The sequence below is a fragment of the Kribbella sp. CA-253562 genome (genome assembly GCF_050942265.1).
Lineage (GTDB): Bacteria > Actinomycetota > Actinomycetes > Propionibacteriales > Kribbellaceae > Kribbella.
On record NZ_CP192049.1, the window covers coordinates 1,228,090 to 1,250,454 of the forward strand.

Annotated in this window: 30 protein-coding genes; 18 read left to right on the plus strand and 12 right to left on the minus strand. The window is 68.7% G+C overall.

Features of this window, described 5'->3' with window-relative positions:
- Window positions 1-127 precede the first annotated feature (127 nt).
- Window positions 128-1,312: an NAD(P)/FAD-dependent oxidoreductase gene (locus ACQPXM_RS05975; RefSeq protein WP_432945597.1), complete on the plus strand. Its 1,185-nt coding sequence runs from the start codon at window positions 128-130 to the stop codon at window positions 1,310-1,312.
- Between the two features lie 12 nt (window positions 1,313-1,324).
- Window positions 1,325-2,224, plus strand: a complete 900-nt coding sequence (locus tag ACQPXM_RS05980) for an RNA polymerase sigma-70 factor (protein ID WP_432945599.1) — start codon at window positions 1,325-1,327, stop codon at window positions 2,222-2,224.
- A gap of 33 nt (window positions 2,225-2,257) precedes the next feature.
- Here ACQPXM_RS05980 and ACQPXM_RS05985 read toward each other — a convergent pair whose 3' ends face one another.
- From ACQPXM_RS05985 to ACQPXM_RS06020, 8 genes are all read right to left on the minus strand, one after another.
- Entirely contained in the window at window positions 2,258-2,533 is a 276-nt protein-coding gene (locus tag ACQPXM_RS05985) for a hypothetical protein (protein WP_432945601.1), read from the minus strand.
- Window positions 2,530-2,823: a hypothetical protein gene (locus tag ACQPXM_RS05990; protein WP_432945603.1), complete on the minus strand. Its 294-nt coding sequence runs from the start codon at window positions 2,821-2,823 to the stop codon at window positions 2,530-2,532. The genes ACQPXM_RS05985 and ACQPXM_RS05990 overlap by 4 nt, the downstream gene beginning before the upstream one ends.
- A gap of 323 nt (window positions 2,824-3,146) precedes the next feature.
- Window positions 3,147-3,752: a hypothetical protein gene (locus tag ACQPXM_RS05995; RefSeq protein WP_432945605.1), complete on the minus strand. Its 606-nt coding sequence runs from the start codon at window positions 3,750-3,752 to the stop codon at window positions 3,147-3,149.
- 47 nt (window positions 3,753-3,799) lie between these two features.
- Complete coding sequence (locus tag ACQPXM_RS06000; RefSeq protein WP_432945607.1) at window positions 3,800-5,101, minus strand: CDP-alcohol phosphatidyltransferase family protein; 1,302 nt, start codon at window positions 5,099-5,101, stop codon at window positions 3,800-3,802.
- Between the two features lie 50 nt (window positions 5,102-5,151).
- On the minus strand, window positions 5,152-5,418 hold the full coding sequence (locus ACQPXM_RS06005; protein WP_432945609.1) for a plasmid stabilization protein: 267 nt from the start codon (window positions 5,416-5,418) through the stop codon (window positions 5,152-5,154).
- A gap of 80 nt (window positions 5,419-5,498) precedes the next feature.
- Window positions 5,499-5,978, minus strand: coding sequence for a PRC-barrel domain-containing protein (locus tag ACQPXM_RS06010; RefSeq protein ID WP_432945611.1), 480 nt, complete (start codon window positions 5,976-5,978; stop codon window positions 5,499-5,501).
- Window positions 5,979-6,049: 71 nt separating this feature from the next.
- Window positions 6,050-6,400, minus strand: coding sequence for a CsbD family protein (locus ACQPXM_RS06015; protein WP_432945613.1), 351 nt, complete (start codon window positions 6,398-6,400; stop codon window positions 6,050-6,052).
- 49 nt (window positions 6,401-6,449) lie between these two features.
- Window positions 6,450-7,505: a putative sugar O-methyltransferase gene (locus ACQPXM_RS06020; RefSeq protein WP_432945615.1), complete on the minus strand. Its 1,056-nt coding sequence runs from the start codon at window positions 7,503-7,505 to the stop codon at window positions 6,450-6,452.
- A gap of 313 nt (window positions 7,506-7,818) precedes the next feature.
- Here ACQPXM_RS06020 and ACQPXM_RS06025 point away from each other — a divergent pair, with 313 nt between their 5' ends.
- From ACQPXM_RS06025 to ACQPXM_RS06090, 14 genes are all read left to right on the plus strand, one after another.
- Window positions 7,819-8,046, plus strand: coding sequence for a hypothetical protein (locus ACQPXM_RS06025; protein ID WP_432945617.1), 228 nt, complete (start codon window positions 7,819-7,821; stop codon window positions 8,044-8,046).
- Between the two features lie 83 nt (window positions 8,047-8,129).
- Entirely contained in the window at window positions 8,130-9,233 is a 1,104-nt protein-coding gene (locus ACQPXM_RS06030; protein ID WP_432945619.1) for a hypothetical protein, read from the plus strand.
- A gap of 5 nt (window positions 9,234-9,238) precedes the next feature.
- Window positions 9,239-10,894, plus strand: coding sequence for an SRPBCC family protein (locus ACQPXM_RS06035; protein WP_432950953.1), 1,656 nt, complete (start codon window positions 9,239-9,241; stop codon window positions 10,892-10,894).
- 41 nt (window positions 10,895-10,935) lie between these two features.
- On the plus strand, window positions 10,936-11,373 hold the full coding sequence (gvpJ, locus tag ACQPXM_RS06040) for a gas vesicle protein GvpJ (protein WP_432945621.1): 438 nt from the start codon (window positions 10,936-10,938) through the stop codon (window positions 11,371-11,373).
- Window positions 11,370-12,125, plus strand: a complete 756-nt coding sequence (locus ACQPXM_RS06045) for a GvpL/GvpF family gas vesicle protein (protein ID WP_432945623.1) — start codon at window positions 11,370-11,372, stop codon at window positions 12,123-12,125. The genes gvpJ and ACQPXM_RS06045 overlap by 4 nt, the downstream gene beginning before the upstream one ends.
- A gap of 3 nt (window positions 12,126-12,128) precedes the next feature.
- Window positions 12,129-12,377 carry a gas vesicle protein GvpG gene (locus ACQPXM_RS06050; RefSeq protein WP_432945625.1) on the plus strand — a complete coding sequence of 83 codons (249 nt, stop codon included), beginning with the start codon at window positions 12,129-12,131 and terminating at the stop codon, window positions 12,375-12,377.
- Window positions 12,378-12,381: 4 nt separating this feature from the next.
- Window positions 12,382-12,765, plus strand: a complete 384-nt coding sequence (locus ACQPXM_RS06055) for a gas vesicle protein (RefSeq protein ID WP_432945627.1) — start codon at window positions 12,382-12,384, stop codon at window positions 12,763-12,765.
- Between the two features lie 3 nt (window positions 12,766-12,768).
- On the plus strand, window positions 12,769-13,101 hold the full coding sequence (locus tag ACQPXM_RS06060; protein ID WP_432945629.1) for a gas vesicle protein: 333 nt from the start codon (window positions 12,769-12,771) through the stop codon (window positions 13,099-13,101).
- The gene (locus ACQPXM_RS06065) at window positions 13,094-13,873 is read left to right on the plus strand and encodes a GvpL/GvpF family gas vesicle protein (protein WP_432945631.1); all 780 of its coding nucleotides are present in this window, start codon (window positions 13,094-13,096) and stop codon (window positions 13,871-13,873) included. The genes ACQPXM_RS06060 and ACQPXM_RS06065 overlap by 8 nt, the downstream gene beginning before the upstream one ends.
- Window positions 13,870-14,073: a gas vesicle protein gene (locus ACQPXM_RS06070; protein ID WP_432945632.1), complete on the plus strand. Its 204-nt coding sequence runs from the start codon at window positions 13,870-13,872 to the stop codon at window positions 14,071-14,073. The genes ACQPXM_RS06065 and ACQPXM_RS06070 overlap by 4 nt, the downstream gene beginning before the upstream one ends.
- On the plus strand, window positions 14,070-14,363 hold the full coding sequence (locus tag ACQPXM_RS06075) for a gas vesicle protein K (protein ID WP_432945634.1): 294 nt from the start codon (window positions 14,070-14,072) through the stop codon (window positions 14,361-14,363). Before ACQPXM_RS06070 ends, ACQPXM_RS06075 begins: the two co-directional genes overlap by 4 nt.
- Window positions 14,364-14,480: 117 nt before the next feature.
- Complete coding sequence (locus ACQPXM_RS06080) at window positions 14,481-14,873, plus strand: hypothetical protein (protein ID WP_432945636.1); 393 nt, start codon at window positions 14,481-14,483, stop codon at window positions 14,871-14,873.
- A gap of 13 nt (window positions 14,874-14,886) precedes the next feature.
- Window positions 14,887-15,267 carry a phage holin family protein gene (locus ACQPXM_RS06085; RefSeq protein WP_432945638.1) on the plus strand — a complete coding sequence of 127 codons (381 nt, stop codon included), beginning with the start codon at window positions 14,887-14,889 and terminating at the stop codon, window positions 15,265-15,267.
- A 117-nt stretch (window positions 15,268-15,384) separates the two neighbouring features.
- Entirely contained in the window at window positions 15,385-16,221 is an 837-nt protein-coding gene (locus ACQPXM_RS06090) for a mechanosensitive ion channel family protein (RefSeq protein WP_432945640.1), read from the plus strand.
- 77 nt (window positions 16,222-16,298) lie between these two features.
- Here the strand turns inward: ACQPXM_RS06090 and ACQPXM_RS06095 are convergent, their stop codons facing one another.
- Both ACQPXM_RS06095 and ACQPXM_RS06100 read right to left on the minus strand, forming a co-directional pair.
- Window positions 16,299-16,646: a DUF6401 family natural product biosynthesis protein gene (locus ACQPXM_RS06095; RefSeq protein ID WP_432945642.1), complete on the minus strand. Its 348-nt coding sequence runs from the start codon at window positions 16,644-16,646 to the stop codon at window positions 16,299-16,301.
- Between the two features lie 133 nt (window positions 16,647-16,779).
- Window positions 16,780-19,551: a LuxR C-terminal-related transcriptional regulator gene (locus ACQPXM_RS06100; RefSeq protein WP_432945644.1), complete on the minus strand. Its 2,772-nt coding sequence runs from the start codon at window positions 19,549-19,551 to the stop codon at window positions 16,780-16,782.
- Window positions 19,552-19,711: 160 nt separating this feature from the next.
- Between ACQPXM_RS06100 and ACQPXM_RS06105 the strand changes: the two genes are divergently transcribed.
- Window positions 19,712-20,035 carry a hypothetical protein gene (locus ACQPXM_RS06105; protein WP_432945645.1) on the plus strand — a complete coding sequence of 108 codons (324 nt, stop codon included), beginning with the start codon at window positions 19,712-19,714 and terminating at the stop codon, window positions 20,033-20,035.
- A gap of 100 nt (window positions 20,036-20,135) precedes the next feature.
- On the opposite strand, the gene ACQPXM_RS06110 is transcribed toward ACQPXM_RS06105, so the two are convergent.
- Together ACQPXM_RS06110 and ACQPXM_RS06115 are read right to left on the minus strand one after the other, a co-directional pair.
- Entirely contained in the window at window positions 20,136-21,770 is a 1,635-nt protein-coding gene (locus ACQPXM_RS06110; RefSeq protein ID WP_432950955.1) for an alpha/beta fold hydrolase, read from the minus strand.
- 36 nt (window positions 21,771-21,806) lie between these two features.
- Window positions 21,807-21,938, minus strand: coding sequence for a hypothetical protein (locus ACQPXM_RS06115; protein WP_432945647.1), 132 nt, complete (start codon window positions 21,936-21,938; stop codon window positions 21,807-21,809).
- A gap of 215 nt (window positions 21,939-22,153) precedes the next feature.
- On the opposite strand from ACQPXM_RS06115, the gene ACQPXM_RS06120 reads away from it, so the two are divergent.
- Window positions 22,154-22,309: a hypothetical protein gene (locus ACQPXM_RS06120; RefSeq protein WP_432945649.1), complete on the plus strand. Its 156-nt coding sequence runs from the start codon at window positions 22,154-22,156 to the stop codon at window positions 22,307-22,309.
- The last annotated feature ends 56 nt before the right edge of the window (window positions 22,310-22,365 follow it).

The window sequence follows — 22,365 nt, forward strand, 5'->3', positions numbered from 1 at the left end:
CACGCCGTGGACATTCGCTGAGTGGCGTGAGTCACAGTCGCCACTGTCACTTCTGAGGTGGCTGACCTGTCCCATGGGCGTCACCGGCACACGGAGCGGCCCGGTGACCTGACCTTGGGAGTGCCGAATGACCCACCACGACCACCACATCGTCGTCCTCGGTGGCGGCTACACGGGGATGCTGGCCGCGATCCGGCTGGCGCACCGGACTCGCCGGACGGGGGTGCGGATCACGCTGGTCAACCCGTCGGACCGGTTCACCGAACGGCTGCGGATGCACCAGATCGCGGCGGGGCAGCAATTGGCCGATCACCACATTCCCGACCTGCTGGCCGGGACCGGGATCACCTTCGTCCGCGGGCACGCCACGGCGATCGACCCCGATCGGCGCACCGTCGTGATCGACGGCGGTACGGCGACGCTCGAGTACGACACACTCCTGTACGCGCTCGGCAGTTCGACCGACACCAGCCGGGTGCCGGGCGCGGACTCGCACGCCTTCACGCTCAACGGCCCGCAGGAGGCCGCGCGGTTCGCGGAGCGGCTGCGCGAGATCGTCGTACGAGGTGGCACCGTCACCGTTTGCGGTGGTGGGCTGACCGGCGTCGAGGCGGCGACCGAGATCGCTGAGACGTATCCCGGGTTGACCGTCAGGCTGATCAGTTCGGACGAGCCCGGCGCGATGATGGGCGACGCGGCGCGTGCCTACCTGTTCCGGGCCATGGACCGGCTCGGCGTCACCGTCAGGTCCGGGGTGCGGATCACCAAGGTGCTGCCCGACGCCGTCGAGCTCGACGGCGGCGAGCTGGTCGCTTCGGACGCGACGCTGTGGACGACCGGCGTACGGGTGTCGCCGCTGGCCGGTGACGCGGGCATCGCCGTCGACGAGCGCGGCCTGATCCGGGTCGACGCGACTCTGCGGTCGGTCTCGCACCCCGACGTGCACGCGATCGGGGACGCCGCCGCGGTCCGGCTGGCCTGGGGGCAGATCCACGGGACCTGCCAGAGCGGCTTGCCCACCGCCCAGTACGCCGCGGACAGCATCGCCCGGCTGCTGCGCGGCAAGCGGGTCAAGCCCTTCCGGTTCGGCTACTTCCACCAGCCGGTCAGCATCGGGCGCCGTGACGCCGTCATCCAGTTCACCCACGCCGACGACACCCCGCGCCGCGCGTACCTGAAGGGCCGCGCGGCCGTGCTCTACAAGGAAACCGTCAGCAGCAGCCCGGTGAAGATGTTCCGGCTCAGCAAGCGGATGAACGTCAGCGCGACCGTCTCCCGGGGTGGCCGCGCGACCCGCAAGCCGGCTGCCTGAGAGCATCACCCGATGACGGATCAGAGCCCAGCACGCGACCCGTACCTGGTGCATCGGCGCCTGCTGTTCGGTACGGCGTACCGGATGCTGGGCAGCGTCGCCGATGCCGAGGACATCCTCCAGGACGCGTGGCTGTCCTGGAGCGCCGTCGACCGGGCCACGGTCCGCGATCCGCGCGCGTACCTGGTCCGCACGGTTACCAACCTGTCGCTGAATCGGCTCACCTCCGCCAGGGCCACCCGAGAGACCTACGTCGGGCCGTGGCTGCCCGAGCCGCTGCTCACCACCCCCGACGCCGCCACGGAGGCCGAGATGGCCGAGACCGTCTCCACCGCGATGATGGTCGTGCTGGAAACCCTCAACCCGGTCGAACGCGCGGTCTTCGTGCTGCGCGAGGTCTTCGGCTTCTCGCATGCCGAGATCGCCGCCGCACTCGACCGGCCCGAACCCACCGTCCGGCAGATCGCCCGCCGCGCCCGCGGGCACGTGCAGGCCCGCCGGCCCCGCTTCGACACCGACCAGCAGCAGCGCGCAAAGGTCACCGAGCAGTTCATCGCCGCGTGCGCGGGCGGCGATCTGAACGCCGTGATGGAACTGCTCGCTCCCGAGGTGACCGCGTGGAGCGACGGCGGGGGCAAGGTCACGGCCGCCCGGCGCCCGCTGTACGGCGCGGACCATGTCGCGCGCTGGATGCTCGGCGTACTGGCCAAACCCGTGTCGGCCGGCGTGGTCGGGCGACCTGCTCTCATCAACGGCGAACTGGGCATCCTCTACACCGTCGCCGGCCAGCCGGCCGGCGCCGCGACCTTCGACCTCAGCGGCGGCCGGATCCAGAACCTCCGCCTGCAGCTCAACCCCGACAAGCTGGCCGGCCTCGAAGACCGCGCTGACCCTGGACGAGACCTCACCTGAACTGGTGTTCCGATCAGGAAGGGGGCATCTGTGCTATCCCTGCAAACGGACTTCCTGTATTTGTTCACGCCATTCGTAGAGTTGCTCCAGAGCTTGTCTTCGTAGTATTTCCAGTAGCGATCGCCCGACATCTTTCAGGAGCGGTTCCTGATTTCTCCAGAAATCCAGCAGAGCAGCCGTGAGGGCGTCGGTGTCGCGCTGGGAGTCGCCGGCGGTGGTGAGTCGTGTTCGGATGTCCTCGAGGTTGCTCAGCGCCACGATGATGCGGGCCGTGAGCAACTCCTCCTCGCTGCCGCGGTGTTCGGTCACGGACGGACCGCCGCGGGAGTGCCGCCGCCGCCGAGGCCCTCCAAGAGGCGGATCAGGGCGTCGATGAGGTTCTGCAGAAGGTTGCCGAGGATCCCGCCCAGGTCGACTCCGTCGAGCAACCCCGCGATCGCACACAGGAGATTGCCCAGCAGATTGCCCGGACCCGGGATCGCGGTGATGTCCAGGACGACCTGGTTCAACTGGACCCGCAGGCCGAGCAGGTTGAGGTCCAGTGGCCCGAGTTCGAGATGAAGGATCGGGCACACCTCCGGTTGTGGGGGTGTGGTCATGACACGTTCCCTTCGGGAGGCGATGGCAGGAGCGGTTGCTCTCATCGCGAGTGTCACCCCGTGAAGGTGGGCGGTACAACAACGGACGCCCGCATATTCAGCAGAATTCGGAAATTGGTGTGACCGTCGACCGAGGGTTGGGTTTCCTTTTCAACCAGCAAACGCATGATTCGGTACAACCGGTGAAGCTCCGGCTACCGCACGGAGTGCATCGCTATTCGCCGAATTCTGGCGAATAGCGCCGCCGCGGCCGGGTACTTGGAATCGCCCCACCCGGTCGGCGCCATATGCCGGCGGTCGCCGGCCAAGGTGGGGTCCAGACCTCACCGGAACGTGCGGTGGTACCGCGTCCCGGCGGCACCGCCGGCCACGGCGGCCACCGCGGTGAGCAGGAGGGCGGCACCGAGCGTCGTCAGCCCGACCGTCACCCAGTCACCGTCCACGATCGGCAGCGTCGACCAGTCGACCCGGCTGACCAGGTCGTACCTGCGGTCCGCGAAGTACGCCGACGCCGACGCGAGCAGCACGGCTGCCAAGCTGCAGAACCAGACGCCGAGCCCTTGGCGGCCACCGTGCGAGAGCACCATGCGGCCCGCGGCGTAGCCACCGGTGAACGCAGCGAGTGCGACGATCACGACGAGTACCAGCGCGGAAGCGATCGCGGGACCGGTCGTACCGGCCTGCGCCTCGAGCCAGGCAGCCAGCTCGGACCAGCCGATCAGCGTTCCGGCCAGGCCGAGCAGCGCCGCTGTCAGGATCGCGATGCTGCTGGCGACCAGCCAGCCGAAGAAGGCAGCTCCGAACGTGGCGCCGTCGTCCTCCACCGGGTCGGCGGATTCCTCGATCGGCTGGGCGAAGTCGTCGAGCCAGGTTTCCTGCGCGTCGACCGGCTCGTCCTGGACGTCGAGGTGTCCGCGCTTCTGCCTCATGGCTGTGTCTCCTCACGGGCGTGCACTGACTGCAGGGGATGGGTGGGTCACCGCGGCATCGCGCGGAGCAGGAGGACGACGCCTCTGACGGCGTCGATGTTCGCGGCCACGGCTACGGCGATCAGACCTGCCAGCGGGAATCCGGCGATCGCCGCGGCGGCGAGGATCAGCAGCCGGAACTCGCGGCGAAGCAGCAACCGTACGTCGGTGTCCCGGCCGACGGCATGCACGTACGAGACCAGCAGACAGCCGGCAGCGGCCGCGAAGCCGATCGCCCACGCGGTTGCCGTCGCACCGGCCGCGACGGCGACGGCCGCGACAACGGCGAGGTCGGCGTACCGGTCGAGCAGGGTGTCCAGCGTGGCGCCGCGCCGTGACGCGGTGCCGCTGATCCGTGCCAGTTCGCCGTCGACCCCGTCGAGGGCGCACCCCAGCACGACGCCGATGCCGCCCAGTGGCATCAGCCACGCGTGCCCGGTGGCCACCAGGCCGGCCGCGCCCAGGGTGACGGCGAATGCCAACGCGGTGGCGGCGTCGGGCGTGATCTTGGTCCGCAGGAGCAGGCGCGTGATCGGTCCCGAGATCCGGCGATAGACCAGCCGAGCGACGATGCTGTCCACCGGCTTGGGGCCGTAGCGGCGCCACATCCTGCGTTCCGCGGCACGAACCCCGGCGGGTGTGTTCACGCGGGCGCACAGTCCGCGGGTGGCGACGGCCCGCACCTGATGAGCGCCTGCCAGTGACTGAAGTACTTCACGCCACGACCGTTGCCCGTCCTGGGCGACCGACAACAGATCGTTGACGTCGACAACAACCAGACCGGCGTCGAGCGCCTCGAAGTTCTCGAGATCAGGGCCCAGTGCGACGACGCGTCCGGCGTCGTCCAGCCGAACCCTGGCCTGCCCGTCGGACTGATGCGCGGCGCCGTCCAGGTCCGCGGTGTGGATCACCGCCAGCGCGTTGGGGGTGCTGGTCGTGACCAACGCGCGGACATCGACGGACTCGAAGATGTCGTCCGGCGTGACGATCAGGCAGCGCGGAACTCCCAGAACCCGAAGGCCTGCCAGGACCGCCGAAGCCTCGGCGCACCCTGGGCCGGCCGCACTCGCCACGACCTCGGCCGACCCGCAGCGGGAGGCGATCGTCGCGACCCGTTGGGCGTCCTGAGCGCCGACCGCCACGACGATGCGCTCGATCCCCGCCTGGCGCAGGGCCCGGACCGAGCGTTCCAGCACGGTGACGCCGCCGACGCGGCGCAGCACCCGCGGGCGCTCCGACGGCTGCTCGGCGCGGTCGACGGCGAGCACGACCGCCGCGGTGACAGGTGACCCGTCACCGGAAGCGGCCATGGTGCAATCTCCTCGCAGGGACGGGGATCTGGGGAACAAGGTGTGGGCGATCAGCCCCGCCCGACGGCTCGCTCGAGCTCCGCCTTCGTCATCTTCGACCGGCCCTTGACGCCGAGGCGCTTCGCGTCGGCGTACAGCTGCTCCTTGGTCCGCCCGCTTCCCGCTCGCGCTGGGGCGCCGGTCGGCCGGGGAGGGACCATGCCGACGGCCGGGCTGTTGTCCGCCTCGGTCAACGCGTGGCCGAGGTCCTTGAACCCGTCCTTGATCTGTTCGTACTGCCGCTCGAGCTTCTGGCCCACCGACTTCTTTTTCGGCATGGTCACTCCTTCCGCAGAGCGATTACCCGGTCTCGTACCCGTTATCGCTCGCCCTCATGCGGCGGCAACCGCGACCGTGGTCAATCAAGCGATTGAGATCCCGGGCGCCGGCCGGCGTCGAGATCATTGCCCAGGGCATCGTCGCTGCCGACGACGCCGGGATCCGCGAACTCAGCGGGACCTTCCGGTGACGGGTAGTGCTGATCGTCGCCGCCGTACAGCCCGCAGTAGTAGTCAGCGAGTTCGTTCAGGCGTTGTGGGGCCTCACCGAGCGCAGGCTCGTACGGCGGCGCCGCCTTGATCTCCGCGACGCTGCGATCCACGGCGATCATCCGCCGGGCCTGATCAATGCCCGCCACCACGCCGACCGGCAGCAGAATCCGTTGCCCGACGACCCAATCGCCGGTGTCGATCACCAGCGCCTTGTGGCGCGGCGCATGGATCACGTCCACAACGATCCCGACCTCGCCGTCGGTTGCCTGCACGCGACAGCCGACCAGGTCGGTCTCTTGCCGAGGCGCCGCGTCCGGTCGGTACTCCCAGGGTTCGAAGGTGCTCATGAGTCGGGGACTTTTGTGCCGAAGCAGTCACGCCGCGATCCCCGCCGGCCGGCCGACGGGGAGCACGGAGCCTACTTGCGGAACGCGTCCTTCACTTTCTCCCCGGCCTGCTTGACGGCGTTGCCGGACTTCTCGGCCTGGCCCTCGGCCTGCAGGTCACGGTTGTCGGTGGCGTCGCCGGTCTTTTCCTTCACCTTTCCCTTGGCTTCCTTGGCCGCGTGCTTGGCTTTCTTTCCGACGCCCATCGGTTTCTCCTTCGAAAGATTCCCCAGGGTGATCTGAACGTGGCGGTGCCCGGCCGCACGGGAACTCATGCGGACCTCGGTCGCTTTGACCGGAATGCGTATCAAAGGGCCACCGCGGTGTCTTTCGGCGACATACCGGACACCCGGTGGAATCACCGGGGTGGTCGGCTTGACCACCCTGGGGTCGTCGAGGGCGGCCTTCGTCGCGGCCGCGGACTGGCTCCCGTCAGCGCCGTCGTAGCACGTTGATCTGGCGGCCGTTGTGGACCATCGGGTCGTCGTACTGGCCGACCAGTTCGTAGCCGCGCCTGGTGAACATCTCGATGATGTCCGCGGAGTTGACCGGCCGCAACGATCCCCATCCGCCGGGGCGCTCAGCCTTGTAGGTGCCGTGCCGGGCGTTCAGCGACACGGCGTAGCGGACGTTCTTCGCACAGACGATCTCGATGTAGTTGTCCACCACGTCGGGCTCCATTTCCTGGAACGAGAACGAGTTCACGAACACGTCGAAATCGGCGCGGACGTCCGCGATTCGCCAGCTCGGCAGAACCGCGGAACGGGGTACCTCGACCGGTCCACTACTGGGCACGGACGCGTCGTAGCTGAGCACCCGGGAGGTCCCGAACAGCTCGGTCAGGTAGTACGACGCGACGGTGACCAGCGGTGGGATGTCGATGTCGACGTAGCGCGCCTCCGGGTCACGCGCCAGCACGATCTCGCCCAGCACGCCGAAGCCGCCGCCGATCTCCAGGAAGCTGCGGGGGGCGGCGTCGACGTGGTTCGACAGGGCCGCGAGCAGGATCAGGTAGCTCAGGTACGGCCGGCCGAACCTCACCTGGCCGTTGCGGCCGACCGGATAGGCCTGGGCCGGCGTCCCGACCGTGCTCTCCCCGAACGAGTCGAGGTCGGCGGGCCAGCGGTCGTGATTCCAGCAGACGCCGGCGACGTCGAAGTCGCGCCGGGCCTCCAGACTTCCGTTCAAGGCGGCAGAGATCCAGGCCTGGTCCGCCCAGGGGTTCACCTTCGCCGCGGCCTCGAAAGTCGCCGCGATCGTGGCGTTGCTGAAGCCGTTGCCGTACCGCGGATAGAACCACCTCGTCGAGTGCGGCCAACTCTTGAATCGCTCCAGGCCATGGCTCTTCAGGTCGTCCAGCAGTTCGGTCAGGCCGCCGGTCCAGAAGTTCGTCGGCCGGTAGAGCGGTTCACACGTCTGGAGCTCGGCGAGCGTCCGTGCGGTCAGGCCGGACCAGTCCGGACTCTCCGCGGTGGAGGGGGTGACCATGCCGCGAGACTACGCGACGACGTGCCCGCGGCGCGGTGAAATGAGCGTTTATTTTACCGGTCTAATCCATTTACGATACCGGCCGGTCGCTTTGCGTACAGTTAATTCGAGCACCATACGGGTCGGTTCCGAAGCGGAAAGTTACCGGAGTGTTGGTCGTTTGTCGGTCTGAGTGACGGGTACCGCATTCTCATTGCAATTTGTGACGGCTGGACCGCGAGGACGCATCGGGCGAAATCAGCGGTTCACCAGGCCCGCACCATCATTCGTGCGAGCAGATACATATATCCGTAATCGATCTTTCGGAGACGGCATGCCTGGACCAGGAGCCGAGTTCAACGCTCGGGAGATGTTGCTGGACGCACTGCTGGACAAGGTGTGGGAGGAGAACTATCCATCCGTCACGATGCTGGACCTGATCGAGTCGCTCCTGCGGCCGGACGAAGTTCCGATCTACGCGGCAGTGCTGGTCGAGAAGGTCCGGGACGAGAACTACCCCAGTATTCCGATGCTCCGTCGGATCGCGGCGCTGGCCGAGTGACCGGCTGGAACTGCTCTGCTACGGCAAGAAGGCCACTCGGGGATCCCCTCCGAGTCGGCGACGAAGATCTGTAGGGAGAATTCATGAACACCAGCGCAAAGGTGGCGGCCGCAGTGGCGAGCGGCTATCTGTTGGGTCGCACCAAGAAGCTGAGGCTGGCGATCACCGTCGGCGGCCTGCTTGCTGGGAAGCGCATCGCGACCGATCCGCGGGCGATCGTCCAGCAGCTGTCCAACGTGGTCGAGCAGAACCCAGAGCTGTCCAAGCTGTCCGACCAGGTGCGGGGAAAGCTGGTCTCAGCGGGTCGTGACGCCGCGGTAGCGGCAGCGAGCAACCGGCTCAACAAGGTGAGCGACTCCATCCGGACGCGGACCGACAAGATGCTGGCGGTCGGGGGTGACGACGAGTCGGCCGACGAGGACCAGCAGCCCGATGCGCGATCCGGCGGCGAGGACGAGGAAAGGCCGCGTCGGCGCGTCCCGGGCCGGAAGCGGCCGAGCGGCGGCGGTGACCGGGAGTCGCGCGACAGCGAGCGCGGCGGCAGTGACAGCGGCGGGCGTCGTAGCAGCAGTGCCGGACGCTCCAGCGGTGGTGACAGCAGCAGCGGACGCCGTAGCAGCGGTGGTGACAGCAGCAGTGGACGCCGTAGCAGTGGCGGCGACGGTGGTGGCGAGAGTTCCAGCAGCAGCGGTGAGCGAAGCGGACGTCGGAGCAGCGGCGGCGGCAACGGTGCGCGCTCCAGCAGCGGTGGCAACAGCGCACGCTCCAGCAGCGGTGGCAGTGGCAACGGTGGACGTAGCGGTAGCGGCAGCGGCGGCGGTGGTACTGCGAAGAAGGTTGCCGCCAAGACGTCCAGCGGCGGTGGGTCCTCCAGCGGTTCGACCACCAAGAAGGCCAGTTCGGGTTCCGGCGCGCAGAAGACCGCCGGGTCGGCCACGAAGAAGGCTTCGAGTTCGGCATCGACGGCGAAGAAGGCTCCGGCCAAGAAGGCGGCCGCGAAGAAGACGGCGCCGGCCGCGAAGAAGACCGCGCCGGCGGCGAAGAAGACCGCGCCGGCCGCGAAGAAGGCGGCAGCCAAGAAGAGTTCTCCGCCGCGTAAGGCCGCCGCCAAGAAGACGGCGGCGAAGAAGACCGCGGCGAAGAAGTCGGCCGCCGGCTCCGGTTCCGCGGCGAGGAAGCGCGGGTGACCACGATGGCCGACGGATCGCGCACGCGGGAGCAGGACCAGGACCAGGACCAGGCGCAGGACCAGGAGCAGTCGCAGGAACGCAACGGGTTCGCCTCGGTGCTGGACGAGTTGCCCGTCGATCGCCTGAAGAACGAGTTGCAGGAAGCCTTGACCGTCGCGACCGGGCGGGCGGCCGAAGTCGCCGCTGACAAGATCTCGGACCTGACGGACCGGCTGGTCGGCGTCGCCGCCGGCGGAGGCGTGACAGGTAAGGCGCTCGCCGAAGGGGGCAAGGCGGCCGCGACCGGGGGTTCGCCGCTCGTCGGAGCGCTCAAGGGCGGAGTGATCGGCGTGAAGGACATGGCAAAAGAGGCTTTGACTGGTGGCGGATCGTCGTCGAACAGCTCCGGCGGGAAGAAGGCCACCAAGTCCACCAACATCATCGAGCAGATCGATGTCGGCGTTCCGATCGACGTCGCCTACAACCAGTGGACCCAGTTCCAGGACTTCTCCGGCTTCATGAAGAAGGTCGAGGGCGTGGAGCAGAAGTCCGACGCGAAGGTGGAGTTCAAGGCGAAGGTGCTGTGGTCGCACCGGACCTGGGAAGCCACCATCCTGGAACAGGTGCCGAACGAGATGATCGTCTGGCGTTCCAAGGGCGAGAAGGGGCACGTGGACGGCTCGGTGACCTTCCACGAGCTCGCGCCGAACCTGACCCGCATCCTCGTTGTCCTGGAGTACTACCCGCAGGGGTTGTTCGAACGGGTCGGCAACATCTGGCGCGCCCAGGGACGACGGGCCCGGCTGGAGTTGAAGCACTTCCGCCGGCACGTGATGACCAACGTCATCGTCGACCCGGACCAGGTCGAGGGCTGGCGGGGCGAGATCCACGACGGCAAGGTGCAGCGCACCCACGAAGAGGCGCTCGAGCAGGAAGACAGCGACGAGGCCGAGGACGAAGGCGCCGAGGACGCGGAAACCGAGGACGAAGAGGCCGGCGACGAGGACGAGTACGACGAGGAAGAGCCGGCCGACGAGTACGAGGACGAGGGCGAGCAGGACGAGGAAGAGGCGCCTGAGGACGAGTACGACGAGGAAGCCGAGGACGAAGGCGCCGAGGACGAAGAGGCCGAGGACGAAGAGGCCGGCGACGAGGACGAGTACGACGAGGAAGAGCCGGCCGACGAGTACGAGGACGAGGGCGAGCAGGACGAGGAAGAGGCGCCTGAGGACGAATACGACGAGGAAACCGAGGACGAAGAAGCCGAGGACGAAGAGGCCGGCGACGAGGACGAGTACGACGAGGAAGAGCCGGCCGACGAGTACGAGGACGAGGGCGACCAGGACGAGGAAGAGGCGCCTGAGGACGAGTACGACGAGGAAACCGAGGACGAAGAAGAAGCCGAGGACGAAGAAGCCGGCGACGAGGACGAGTACGACGAGGAAGAACCGGCCGACGAGTACGAGGACGAGGACGAGGCCGAGCAGGACGAGGAAGAGGCCGCTGAGGACGAGTACGACGAGGACGAGGCCCCCGAGGACGAGTACGACGAAGAAGCCGAGGACGAAGAGGCCGCCGACGAGGACGAGGACGAGTACGACGAGTACGAGGACGAGGACAGCGACGAGGAATACGAGGAAGAAGAAGCCGAACCGCGACCCCGTCGTCGCGCGAGCTGAACGGCCCTGAGCGGCTGTTCCGACCGGAAGGTGGAAGATCCATGACCGTTGCGGCCACTGGCCAGCGCCGTTCAGGTGGGTACCTGGAGCGGCCTGCACCGAGCAGTCTGGCGGACGTGATCGACAGCATCCTCGACAAAGGGCTCGTCATCGACGCCTACGTGCGGGTCTCCTTGGTCGGCATCGAACTGCTGACCATCGACGCCCGGATCGTGATCGCGAGCGTCGACACCTACCTGAGATTCGCGGAAGCGACGAACCGGCTCGATCTGTACGACAAGGGCGGCAAGGACCTCCCGGAGCTGATCGAGGGCATGACCGAGGGCGGCGCGCGCGGCAAGTCGCGCGGCGTACTCAGCGGCGCCAAGGAAGCGCTGCTCGGCAGCGGCAACGACGACGAGGACCAGGAAGAGGAACGTCCGCGCCGCCGGCCGGCCAAGAAGGCGCCGGCCCGCAGACGGAGGGCTGAGGTCGAATGACCGTCAGCAGTGAAGTCGGGGTCGCCTGCTACGTCTACGGGATCACGGTCGCGGACCTGCGGTTGCCGGACGGTCTCACCGGGATCGGCGATCAGCCGGTCGCGGTGGTGCCGTACGGCGAGGTCGCGGCGGTGACGAGTGCGGTCGATCCGACGCAGTCCGCCGCCCGGCGGGCCGATCTCGTTGCCCATAGCAAGGTCCTCGACGCGGTGGCGGCGGCGGGTCCGGTCGTCCCGATCCGGTTCGGCTCGATCCTGGTGGATCGGTCGGCGGTGCTGACCGAGGTGCTGGAGCCGAGTCACGACCGCTTCCGGGCGATGCTGGACGAGCTGGCCGGATACCTGCAGTTCACCGTCCGGGCCCGGTACGACGAACGCCAGGTGCTCACCGAGGTCGTCGCGGGGAACCCGGAGATCGCGCTCCTGCGGGCCGAGACCCGGGAACACCCGGAGGAGTCGTCGTACGGCGCCCGCGTGCGGCTGGGGGAACTCGTGGCGGCGGCGCTGGAGGAGAAGCGAGCCGTCGACGGCGAACAGGTGCTGGCGATGCTGGAGCCGTTCGCCGCGGCGGTCAACGTCCGGGAAGGTGCCGGCCTGGACCAGTTGATCGACGTCGCGTTCCTCGTCGAGGAGGCGCAGCGGGCGGCTTTCGAGCGCGCGGCCGAGCAGGTGGCCAAGGAGTTCACCGGCCGGGCGCGGATCAAGCTGGTCGGGCCCTCCCCGGCGTACGACTTCGTCGACGCGGAGGGTTGAGACGTGGGACTCCTGCTCAACCTCCTGACGTTGCCGCTGGCACCGGTTCGGGCCACGGCGGCGCTGGCCGAGCAGATCCTTCGGCAGGCCGAGCAGGAGTTCTACGACCCGGCACGCATCCGCCGGCAGCTCGAGGACGTCGCCGCCCTGCGGGACAGCGGCGTACTGGACGAAGCCGAGGCCGAGGCGTTGGAGGAGGAACTCATCGCCCGGATGCTGGCCGCCACCGAACGACGCGAAAGGGAGATGTGAGCTGATGGCCACCGCCCGCAAGTCCGCACCGAGCGCTTCCTCGCCGGGGCGCCGTCCGGTCAAGAAGGCCGCCCGGAAGCCACCGGACGACGGCTCGGGCCAGGCCCAAGGCAACGGGGGCGGCCGGAGCAGGCGGCCGTCGCTGCGCACGATCGCGCTGTCCGCGGCGGCCGAGCTCGCGGACCTGATCGGACAGCAGCCGGAGGGAATCGTGGCGGTCGACAAGACCGAGGACGGTTGGCAGGTCCAGGTCGAGGTGGTGGAATCCCGGCGGATCCCGGAGACCACCGACCTGCTGGCGGTCTACGAGGTCGACGTGGACGCCGACGGGTCGGTCACGGGCTACCGCCGGCTGAACCGGTACGTCCGCGGCCGGGTGCAGGAGTGATCGATGACCGAACCGATGATCTCACCGCGCCGTTCCGCGGCGGACCGCTATCCGATGCCGTCGGCCGCGCCGCGGCCCGAAGGCCTGGCCGACATCCTCGAACGCGTGCTGGACAAGGGCATCATCATCGCGGGCGACATCAGGGTGAACCTGCTCGACATCGAGCTGTTGACGATCAAGATCCGTCTGCTCGTGGTCTCGGTGGACAAGGCGATGGAGATGGGCATCGACTGGTGGACCCGCGACCCGATGCTGTCGCCGGCCGAGCAGGATCTCGCCGAGGAGAACCGGCAACTGCGCCGGCGGTTGGAGGAGGTGGAGGGCGGCGGTGACTGAGACCGCGACCTATCTGTACGCCATCGGGCGGCGTCCGGAAGCTGCTCCCGCGATCGAAGGGCAGGGGCTGCAGGACGCGGCGATCCGGTCGATCGAGTACCGGGGTCTGGTCGCGGTGGTCAGCACGGTCGGTCTCGACGAGTTCGGTGAGTCCGCGTTGCGGCGCAACCTCGAGGACTTGCGATGGCTGGAGCGGACCGCGCGGCGCCACGACGAGGTGGTCCGGGCCGCGGCCGCGGTGACGTCCGCGATCGCGCCGTTCCGGCTGGCGACGATCTGCCGCTCCGACGACGGCGTCCGCGAACGCATCGACACCTTGTACGACGACCTCGTCCGCGCGCTGGATCGGATCGAAGGACGCAGCGAGTGGAGTGTGAAGGCGTTCGTTTCGGTGCGGCGACCGACGGCCGCCGACCAGCCGTCCGGCCAGACGCAGACCGCCGGGTCCGGCGTCGCCTACCTCGAACGGCGCCGCGCGGAGCTGCGGGCCAAGGAGGCAGCGACGGCGCGGGACGAGCTGGTCTCGGAGGCCCTGTTCTGGGATCTGTCCGCTGGGGCGGAGGCGGCGCGACGCCTGGCTGCCCAGGACCAGCGGCTGAGCGCGAGGTCCGAGCCGATGGTGCTCAACGGCACCTTTCTCGTCGACGATCCCCGAGCCGGCGACTTCGCCGAACTGGTCGAGCAATTGCGCCAGAAGTACTCCGAGCTGCAGCTCGAGCTCACCGGGCCGTGGCCGCCGTACTCCTTCGCGACCTTGGACGACGAGACATGAGTCTCCAGTCGCCGGCCGCCCCTGCCGCCAGCCAGCCTTCGTCGCAGCCGGTGGCCTTGGTGGATCTGCTGGACCGCCTGCTGGGCAAGGGAGTGGTGATCTCCGGCGATGTGGTGATCTCGCTCGCCGACGTCGAACTCGTCCGGATCCAGCTGTCGGCCGTGATCCAATCCGTCCGGGCCGAACTGGAGCAGTCATGAGCGATCGGCCGGAATCGCTGCCCGAACGGATCGACGCCAACTCCGAAACCATCGACCGAGAGCTGTTCAAGCTGGTCCTGACGATTGTCGAGCTCGTTCGGCAGTTGATGGAGCGGCAGGCGTTGCGACGGATCGACCAGGGCGATCTCAGCCCGGAGCAGGTGGAGGAGCTGGGGCTCGGGCTGATGCGTCTGGAGCAGGCGATGACGTCGCTGCAGGAACGCTTCGACCTGACCCCGGAGGACCTGAACATCGACCTGGGCCCACTCGGGCGGCTGCTCGGGGAATAGCGATTCGTTCACCCGCCGAATCCTTTCTCTCACGGTCGGTGAAATGCGATGGATTCAGGAATGAAAAGAATCACAGCAGGGCACCGGGGCAGCACACAGTATTGGACGTGATCGGTGATGAGGATTCTCCGAGGAATTGCGGCGGTGCTGGTCTGGGTGCTGGCCACCGTGGTGCTGATCGTCGCCGGGGTGCTGTGCATCACCCTCATCCTGCTGCCGCTCGGGCTGCCGCTGATGGCACTGGGGCTTCGGCTGTACGGCTACGGCGTGCAACTGATGATTCCCCGCACGGCGGAGGTTCGCCGCGGCGTACGGAAGCGGGCCGGGCTGAAGCCCCGGGGCACCGTGAAGGGCGACGTGAAGCGTGCGAAGAAGCGCGGCAAGAAGTCTGGGCGCCGGCTGCGCAAGCAGGCCGGCAGCACCGGCCGGGACGCGCGCCGTTCGGCCGATCGAGGCCGCGAACGGCTCAGTGGATTGTTCGGGCGCGCACGGAAGTCCGTCCGGGGCTGAGTGGAGGCCGACGATGAAACTCCTGGTCAGGCTGATTGCGAACGCGCTCGCCGTCGGAGCGGCGGCGTGGTTGCTGGACGACATCACCGTGAGCGGGACTACCACGACCCGCCGGGTGGGCACGCTGCTGGTGGTGGCCGCGATCTTCGGACTGGTCAACGCCTTCGTGAAGCCGCTGGCGACCCTGCTGTCGCTGCCGTTCATCGTGCTCACCCTCGGCCTGCTGATCTTCGTGATCAACGCGTTGATGTTGTTGCTGACGTCCTGGATCAGTGACGGTCTGGACGTGCCCTTCGGGGTCGAGGGCTTCGGGACCGCGCTGCTCGGCGCCTTGATCATCACGGTGGTCAGCTGGCTGGTGAACGTCGTGCTGCCCGACGAGCTGGAAACTTGAGAAACGTCCCGCCGGCCGCTGTTTCCGTCCGCCGGTGGGTTCTGATGAATGCATATCGGAAAGCGCCCGAGATCCGCTGGGGAGATCAGCCGGGCTGATCGAGAGGGAAGCGGATCAATGAATCTGACACAGTCCTGGAACGACGCGGTGGGCGCAATCATCACGTTCCTGCCGAAACTGGCCGTCTGCCTGGTGATCCTGCTGGTCGGCTGGCTGGTGGCCAAGGCGCTGCGCAAGCTCGTGAACGTAGCACTCGACCGCGTGGGGTTCGACCGCGCGGTCGAGCGCGGTGGCGTGCGGCGCGCGCTGGAACAGTCGAAGTACGACGCCAGCGGGCTCATCGCCGCTCTGGTGTACTACGCGGTGCTCCTGATCGCCCTGCAGTTCGCGTTCGGGGTCTTCGGTCCGAATCCGGTCAGTGACCTGCTGGCCTCGATCGTGGGCTGGCTGCCGCGAGCGGTCGTCGCCATCGTCATCGTCGTGGTGGCAGCGGCCATCGCCAACGTGCTGCGCGACCTGATCGGCAGCGCGCTGAGCGCTCTGAGCTACGGGCAGTTCGTCGCCAAGGCGGTCCAGATCTTCGTGATCGCGCTGGGCGTGATCGCGGCGCTGAACCAGATCGGCGTGGCCACCACCGTCACCACCCCGGTTCTGATCGCGGTCCTGGCGACCGTCGGTGGCGTCATCGTCGTCGGCATGGGCGGCGGCATGATCCGTCCGATGCAGCAGCGCTGGGACCGCTGGCTGGCCCGGGCCGAAGAGGACCTTCCGAGCGCACGTTCCCGCGAAGAGGCCTACCAGCGAGGCCGGGAAGACGCTGAACGAAGCCACTGGGAGACCCGGCCGAACGAGCCCGTCAGCGGTCAGAGCAGCAGCGGCTACACCGGGCTCGGCAGCACGGCCATGGGCGACCAGCGCACCGATCCGCAGGCTTCGCAGCGCGACGTCACCTGATCAGTCCTCCTACGACGGGACACGAACTGCCCCTGGGCGCCGGCTCGCAGACAGCGCCCAGGGGCTCCCGCTGTTGTTCACAAGCTCGGAAGGGCGGCGAGGTCACCCGAGTGGTGGTGCGGCCGGGATGCCAGACTGCACGTGGCGAGCAGCCGGAGCGAAACCCAGTCGGTGACCACGTGATCCGAGCGCAGCCGCCACCCCAGATCCGTGGCGGCGTCCAGAACGCCCCGGGCGTACTCGGCCAGCTCGATCGGTCCGGCGTGCCCGGGCGTCAGCGTCAGAATGTCGCGAACCGCCGCCGCGTGCTGATCCACCACGGCCCGCAGACCAGGCTGTTCCGCACTCTCCGCAGCGAGCCTCTCGCTCAGCGCGGCCAGCTCCTGCCGCGCAGCTGCTTCCTTCCAGGTCCTGAGCCAGCCCATGACTCATCACAGTACGACGCGCACGGCGGCGCGGCGTCGGCCGGTCACGTTGTGGACGCCTCGCCGGGCGGCGATCGCGCCGCAGATCCGGTCCGGGCGCAACGCCGTACCGGCGAAGCGCTCGGCTCGAACGTCACGTCGGCGGTGGTTTGTCCAGACCGAGGCGCGCGGCGACGGCGGCTGCTTGCACCCTGGTTCGGACCTCGAGCTTGTCCAGGATGTGCGTGACGTGGACGCTTGCTGTCTTGGGGCTCATGTAGAGGGCCTTGCCGATCTCGCGGTTGGTGAGTCCGTCGGCCAGCAGCGCCAGGACCTGCTGCTCGCGGTCGGTGAGGGCGGGCGAACCTGCCGGGCTGAGTTCCGGCCCCGCGGCGACGTCGGCCGGGTCGCCTTGTCCGGTGTCGATGCGGGCGAGTCGTGCGAGTTTGGCGATCTGTTCGAGCAGGGGTGCCGCGCGCAGGCGTTCGGCGAGCCGCCGTGCCGTGACGAGTTGTTCGGCGGCCGCGGGTCGGGCGGCTGCGCCGGGCCGGCCGGCGAGGACCGCCTCGGCGGCGCGGAGGCGTGCTTGCGCCTCCTCGTACGGCCGGCCGAGCGCGGACCATTCCCGCGCCGCGAGCAGCCACGGATCCGGGTCGAAGGTGCCCATCGCGCGCGATCGCTCGCCATCGATCACCGCGGACATGGCCGTGCGTGTCCGGCCTCCGGGTACGCCGCCGAGGCGCGACACCAACTGTTCGAGGCGGTCAGGCGCACGGACAGCCGCAGCGGCCGCGCAACCGGCGAGCAGGAGCCCGACCTGCACATCCTCGTCAGCGCTTGCGTGCACGGTGCCGGCCACTGACAACGCCAGCTCGAGCGCCTCCTCCGCACGACCGGTCTGCAACAGGAGGCGGGTTCGCGCTTCGCCGTACGATCCGACGAACAGTGGCTGATCACGTTCGGTCAGGGACTCCGCTTGACGCAGCGACTGTTCCGCTGCCGCGATGTCACCGCGCGCCAGGTGCAGGCGCACCACCATCACCTGGAAGAAGCCCAGATCGGACGGTGCCGACGGTTCGGACATCCAGGCCACAGCCTCGTCCCACCGACCGGACCCGTACAGGGCCTGCACGACGTTGCCGTCCATGAGGTCTTCGAGCCAGTGCCGGCCCAGCATCAGCCGGCGTACCCGCGGCCCGACGAAGCGGGCGACCTCGGCGGCTCGGTCCGCGTCCCCCAGCCGCAGGTAGGCGTCGGTCAGCAGGACTCCGGCCATCGCGAGGTCCTCGGGTTCAGCCAGCTGCTGCGCGATCGCGAGCGCGGTCTGGTGGTGTCCGAGCGCTTGCGGAAACAGACCTGAAACGGCCGCCCTGCTACCGAGCAGGGCATGAGCCGTGCCGACGGTCCGGAGGTCCGCGGACCTCGCGCCGAGTTCGAGCGCGATCCGCGCCGGTGCCTCCGCCTCGTCCCACCGTGAGCAGGTGCCGAGCGCCATTGCCTGGTACGCGCAGATCCTGGCCCACGTGGGCTCGTCGTCGGCCGACGCCAACCGCTGAGCGAGCTCCACGTCGCGCAGCGCCTGCGCGGTGTCCCCGACTGTGGTCCCAATCCAACAGCGCGTCAACGCAGCCCGCAGTACCTCCGTGCGCGTACTGGACATCGCCGTCAGATCGCCCTCCAGCAGCCTCATGGCCGTGTCCGTTTGACCGACAGAGCCGAGGTGGGTCGCCGCGGACACCAGCAGCGCCAGCTTCTCGGGTACGTCGGCCGGCGCGTGGTGGGCGGAACCCCAGAAGGACGCTGCCACGGCGTACCAGTGACCGGCCTCAGCGATCGCGTACCCCTGCTCGGCGGCCGCAGCGGCCCGTACTGACCAGACGAGCCCGTCGTCGGCGTCCTCTGCGCGGCGATACTGCTCAGCGACTTCCGCGACCGCGGCCGCACTCGGCCGCTCGGGAAGGACTGCCTCCAAGCACCCTGCCAGCCTGCGGTGTAGCTGGCGCCGATCTGGCGACAACAGCTCCTCGTACGCGAGCTCGGCGAGCACGGGGTGACGAGCCATCGCCCCGTGCCCTCGCTCGCGTACCACGAGGCCTGCCGCGTACGCCTCGCGTACGGCGTCTACGGAGCCTGAGGCCGCGGCGAGCATCTCGTCGTCGGTCAGACCCCGGCCGAGGGTCGACGTTGCGGCGACCACCGTGCGGGCGGGCAACCCCACCGCGTCAAGCCTCGAGACCAGCACCTGGCGCAGCGACTCCGACGGTTCCGCGGCACTGCCGGCCAGCTCGGCGTTGAGGTAAGGGTTGCCGGCGCTTCGCGCGTACACCGCTGCGACGACCTCAGCGGAACACTCCGGCAGTTGACGAGCGGTCTCCTCCAGGGTCAGCGGTCTAAGGGGTACGTCCGTGACCGCCAAGATGCGCAACTGTTCTCCGAGCCAGCGCGTGTGCTGGGGTTCAGCGTCCTCGTCCCTCCATGTCAGCAGGACCAACAGACCCGTCGCGGGGAGGTTGCGGCTCAGGTGCGCCAGGAAATCCAAGGTCGACAGGTCCGCCCAGTGCACGTCCTCGACGACGAGCACCGCGCCGCCCTCGGCGATCTCGCCCACTGTGCGCATCATCGACTCGACAGCCCAGGCCCGACCCGCCGCGACCGACGGGAACACCCGGCCGGCAACATCCCGGCCCGCCCCGAGTGCCAGGTCCAGGCCTCCGTACGCCACCGCGCCGGACAAGGGCGCGCAGGCACCGCTCAGGATCCGTGACCCCGCAGCATCGGCAACTGCCACGGCGGCACGGACCAGCGTCGTCTTGCCGATCCCCGCATCACCCCGCACGACCGCGACGGCCGACCTTCCCGACAGTCCGGCCGTCAGCTCCCTGAGCAGCTCGAGCTCCGTCTCGCGCCCGATCATCGCCGCGCCCACCCCACCATCATGCGCCCGGCCGCACCGGCACGGGACCTCACGTAAGGCATCGGCGACAGCCGGCTAAGGAAACGCCACGGCGACGCCCGCGCGGTTGGCCGATGTGCTGACCCCGTCCACCGACGGAGTGTGGTTGAAACCGAACTCCACAGGAGGAGCCATGAACCACAAGCGTTTGATCATCGCGACACCCGTCCTCGCCGTTGCTGCGCTCGCGTTCACCTCGGCACAGTCGAACGCCAAACTGCCACCCGACGACCAGCGCCCCGCTGCCGTCGTACCGAAGGAAGCCGGCCCGCCGAACTACCCGACCTCCGCTTCGTCCTACCCGGTCCCGACCCAGCCCAGCACCGACGCCAACCTCAGTTTGGTCGACGACACCGCGGCCGAGGCGTTGCAGGCCGGCGCATCAGGCCTCGGCGGAGCCGCCATCGCCTTCGCCGGCATGTGGCTGTACCGACGCCGGCAGACCCACACCGCGTAGGAAGGTCCTGCAGACCGGGCGCAGCTCCTCGGCACGATGTTGTTGTCGAAGGCAATGATCGTGCCGAGCAAGGTCGACGACGAACGCCTCGATGGGCGGTTCACGGACGTTCTCCCGTTGTCGAAGGGTGCGCGGCTTGCCGGGGGAGTAGGACTTCGGGGCGGCCCAAGCCCGGGCGAGGTCGGCTGCGGGACGTTGACCGATTTCGTGCGTCGGCGGCAGCGGCTGGATCGAAGCGGTGTCCTCCGCCTCGGTCGTCCAGGCGCTGGAAGGCGGTGACCAGGACGGAGTAGCCGACGTACGGGGCCACGTGGCGGTAGAGCTCCCTGATCGATTCGGGCTCGACCCCGTTGGCCAGGGCCATCTGCACATGCATGGCCAAGGGCACATCAAGGTGCGGGTGGCACAGGTCGGCGGTCAGGCAGACGAAGGCCTTCTCCCGCATCGTCAGGTCAGCCCCCACAGGTTGTGGCCGGCGCCGACGGCGAGCTTGGCGAAGAGCGGGTCGAGGGCGGTCAGGGCATCGCCGACCGGGTAACGCGCGCGGGGTCTGCGCGCGGTGAGGGCGTGCAGGACGGCGCGGGCGACGACCTCGGGGCTGGATCCCGAGCGCTCCTCCTTCAGCCCGCTGGTGACCATGGTGCGGTACGCCGTGCCGTACAGCCGCCGGCCTTCCGCGCCGAGGGAGGCCAGGCGGGGTTCGACCTCGTCTTCCAGCTTGCCGACCGCCTCGGTGTGGATCGAGCCGGGTTCGATGAGAACGGCCGCCACGTCGTACGGCTTGAGTTCCATTCGCAGCGCGTCGTTGAGGGAGCGGATGGCGCGCCTGGACGAGCACAGTGGGCCGCCGAAGGGCAGGGTGATCCAGCTGCCCACCGAGCCGCTCGGCGACGCCGGCGATCTGGCCGGCGTCGGTGACATCGAGCGTGATCGGGACGACGGTGGGGCCGAGAGCCTCACCGTCGGCCTCCTTGCGCACGCCGGCGTGAACGGTGAAGCCCTTGCGGGCCAGCAGCAACGCGGTGGCCCGGCCGATTCCGGTGGACGCGCCGGTGATCAGCACGGTCTTCGACATGAGGGTTCCACCACCCACGATGACGCATGCAGGAAGCGCGCTTTCGGTGCGCGCCCAGTCGAGCCGGCGTTCCAGCAGATAGGTGGCGCGGATGTTGTCGTGGAAGGTCATCGGAGCCCACCACTCGTCCACCAGTTGCTCGGTGACGCGGTCCTTGTCGACCATCATGTCCTCGGCCAGCCCGCGGACGGTGGACCGGCCGGTGGACAGCTTGACGGCCAGTTCGCCGATGACAGGGACCTTCAGGGATTCCCACATCCAGGTGCCGCGCAGGTCCAACCCGGTGGCGTCCAGCAGGGCGAGCTTCCTGACGCGGTCGGGGTGGCGTTGGGCGAAGGCCAGAGCCCAGCCTCCGCTCCAGGAGTTGCCGGCCAGCGCGGCCCGGCGTACGCCGAGGCTGTCCAGGAACGCGCTGATGGCGGAAACCATCGCGTCCAGGTCGAAGGCGAAGGCCGAGTCCTTCAGCTGGGTGTAGCCCTGGCCGGGGAGGTCGACGACGTAGACGGTGTGGTCGCGAGCCAGTACGTCGACTTGCTCTTTCCAGCCGATGACGGAGGTGCCACCGGGGGAGAGCAGGACTACTGGTGTGCCGGATCCGGCTTGGATGTAGTGGAAGCGGGCGATCGGGGTGTCGGCGTAGCGTGAGCCGACCTGGGCCAGGTACGGCGAGCGGAACGCACGGCCGTCTTCGACCGGCTACCAGCCGTACGCGCCGAACAGCAGCGCGGCCACCAGCATGGCCAACGCTGCCGCCAACCAGCGGCGCCATCGCCTCTTGCGCGCCGGGCAGGCGGCAGCGGGTCGAAGTGTCTTGTCCAGGCTGACCATGGTGTTCCCCTTCGCTGGTCGGGAAGGTGTTCGTAGGTCTGGACACGCGGGGTGTGCGCAACGGTGACAGCCGCGGCATATGACCCGGCTCTCACGGCCCGAACGCTAGGAGGATCGCGATGACGTTCGCCTCCGTCACGTGACTGATCAGCGGCTGGGGCACATCAGTCACGTGACAGAGGCGATACGGAAGTCCGCTGGCTAGCGTCGGCGCCATGAAGCTGATCAACTGGCTGATGCCCGGTCCCGAGACCTCCTGCCACGAGATGACCCGCTGGGCCTGTGGTGCCGCCGGTTTCGTGCCCCGTCCAATCGTGACCGCCAACGACTTTTCTGTGCTGAGCGCGCTGGCGGTCGCGCACGCCGAGTGACGACGGCTGGCTCGGTCCGCGGGGCGGTGAATCGTCGACGCGGCAGGACGCGCAGC

Coding starts and splice junctions, on each gene's coding strand:
- ACQPXM_RS05975 (WP_432945597.1), top strand. CDS start 128: ATGACCCACCACGACCACCACATCGTCGTCCTCGGTGGCGGCTACACG.
- ACQPXM_RS05980 (WP_432945599.1), top strand. CDS start 1,325: ATGACGGATCAGAGCCCAGCACGCGACCCGTACCTGGTGCATCGGCGC.
- ACQPXM_RS05990 (WP_432945603.1), bottom strand. CDS start 2,823: ATGACCACACCCCCACAACCGGAGGTGTGCCCGATCCTTCATCTCGAA.
- ACQPXM_RS05995 (WP_432945605.1), bottom strand. CDS start 3,752: ATGAGGCAGAAGCGCGGACACCTCGACGTCCAGGACGAGCCGGTCGAC.
- ACQPXM_RS06000 (WP_432945607.1), bottom strand. CDS start 5,101: ATGGCCGCTTCCGGTGACGGGTCACCTGTCACCGCGGCGGTCGTGCTC.
- ACQPXM_RS06005 (WP_432945609.1), bottom strand. CDS start 5,418: ATGCCGAAAAAGAAGTCGGTGGGCCAGAAGCTCGAGCGGCAGTACGAA.
- ACQPXM_RS06010 (WP_432945611.1), bottom strand. CDS start 5,978: ATGAGCACCTTCGAACCCTGGGAGTACCGACCGGACGCGGCGCCTCGG.
- ACQPXM_RS06020 (WP_432945615.1), bottom strand. CDS start 7,505: ATGGTCACCCCCTCCACCGCGGAGAGTCCGGACTGGTCCGGCCTGACC.
- ACQPXM_RS06025 (WP_432945617.1), top strand. CDS start 7,819: ATGCCTGGACCAGGAGCCGAGTTCAACGCTCGGGAGATGTTGCTGGAC.
- ACQPXM_RS06030 (WP_432945619.1), top strand. CDS start 8,130: ATGAACACCAGCGCAAAGGTGGCGGCCGCAGTGGCGAGCGGCTATCTG.
- ACQPXM_RS06035 (WP_432950953.1), top strand. CDS start 9,239: ATGGCCGACGGATCGCGCACGCGGGAGCAGGACCAGGACCAGGACCAG.
- gvpJ (WP_432945621.1), top strand. CDS start 10,936: ATGACCGTTGCGGCCACTGGCCAGCGCCGTTCAGGTGGGTACCTGGAG.
- ACQPXM_RS06045 (WP_432945623.1), top strand. CDS start 11,370: ATGACCGTCAGCAGTGAAGTCGGGGTCGCCTGCTACGTCTACGGGATC.
- ACQPXM_RS06055 (WP_432945627.1), top strand. CDS start 12,382: ATGGCCACCGCCCGCAAGTCCGCACCGAGCGCTTCCTCGCCGGGGCGC.
- ACQPXM_RS06060 (WP_432945629.1), top strand. CDS start 12,769: ATGACCGAACCGATGATCTCACCGCGCCGTTCCGCGGCGGACCGCTAT.
- ACQPXM_RS06070 (WP_432945632.1), top strand. CDS start 13,870: ATGAGTCTCCAGTCGCCGGCCGCCCCTGCCGCCAGCCAGCCTTCGTCG.
- ACQPXM_RS06075 (WP_432945634.1), top strand. CDS start 14,070: ATGAGCGATCGGCCGGAATCGCTGCCCGAACGGATCGACGCCAACTCC.
- ACQPXM_RS06080 (WP_432945636.1), top strand. CDS start 14,481: ATGAGGATTCTCCGAGGAATTGCGGCGGTGCTGGTCTGGGTGCTGGCC.
- ACQPXM_RS06085 (WP_432945638.1), top strand. CDS start 14,887: ATGAAACTCCTGGTCAGGCTGATTGCGAACGCGCTCGCCGTCGGAGCG.
- ACQPXM_RS06090 (WP_432945640.1), top strand. CDS start 15,385: ATGAATCTGACACAGTCCTGGAACGACGCGGTGGGCGCAATCATCACG.
- ACQPXM_RS06095 (WP_432945642.1), bottom strand. CDS start 16,646: ATGGGCTGGCTCAGGACCTGGAAGGAAGCAGCTGCGCGGCAGGAGCTG.
- ACQPXM_RS06105 (WP_432945645.1), top strand. CDS start 19,712: ATGAACCACAAGCGTTTGATCATCGCGACACCCGTCCTCGCCGTTGCT.
- ACQPXM_RS06115 (WP_432945647.1), bottom strand. CDS start 21,938: ATGGTCAGCCTGGACAAGACACTTCGACCCGCTGCCGCCTGCCCGGCG.
- ACQPXM_RS06120 (WP_432945649.1), top strand. CDS start 22,154: ATGAAGCTGATCAACTGGCTGATGCCCGGTCCCGAGACCTCCTGCCAC.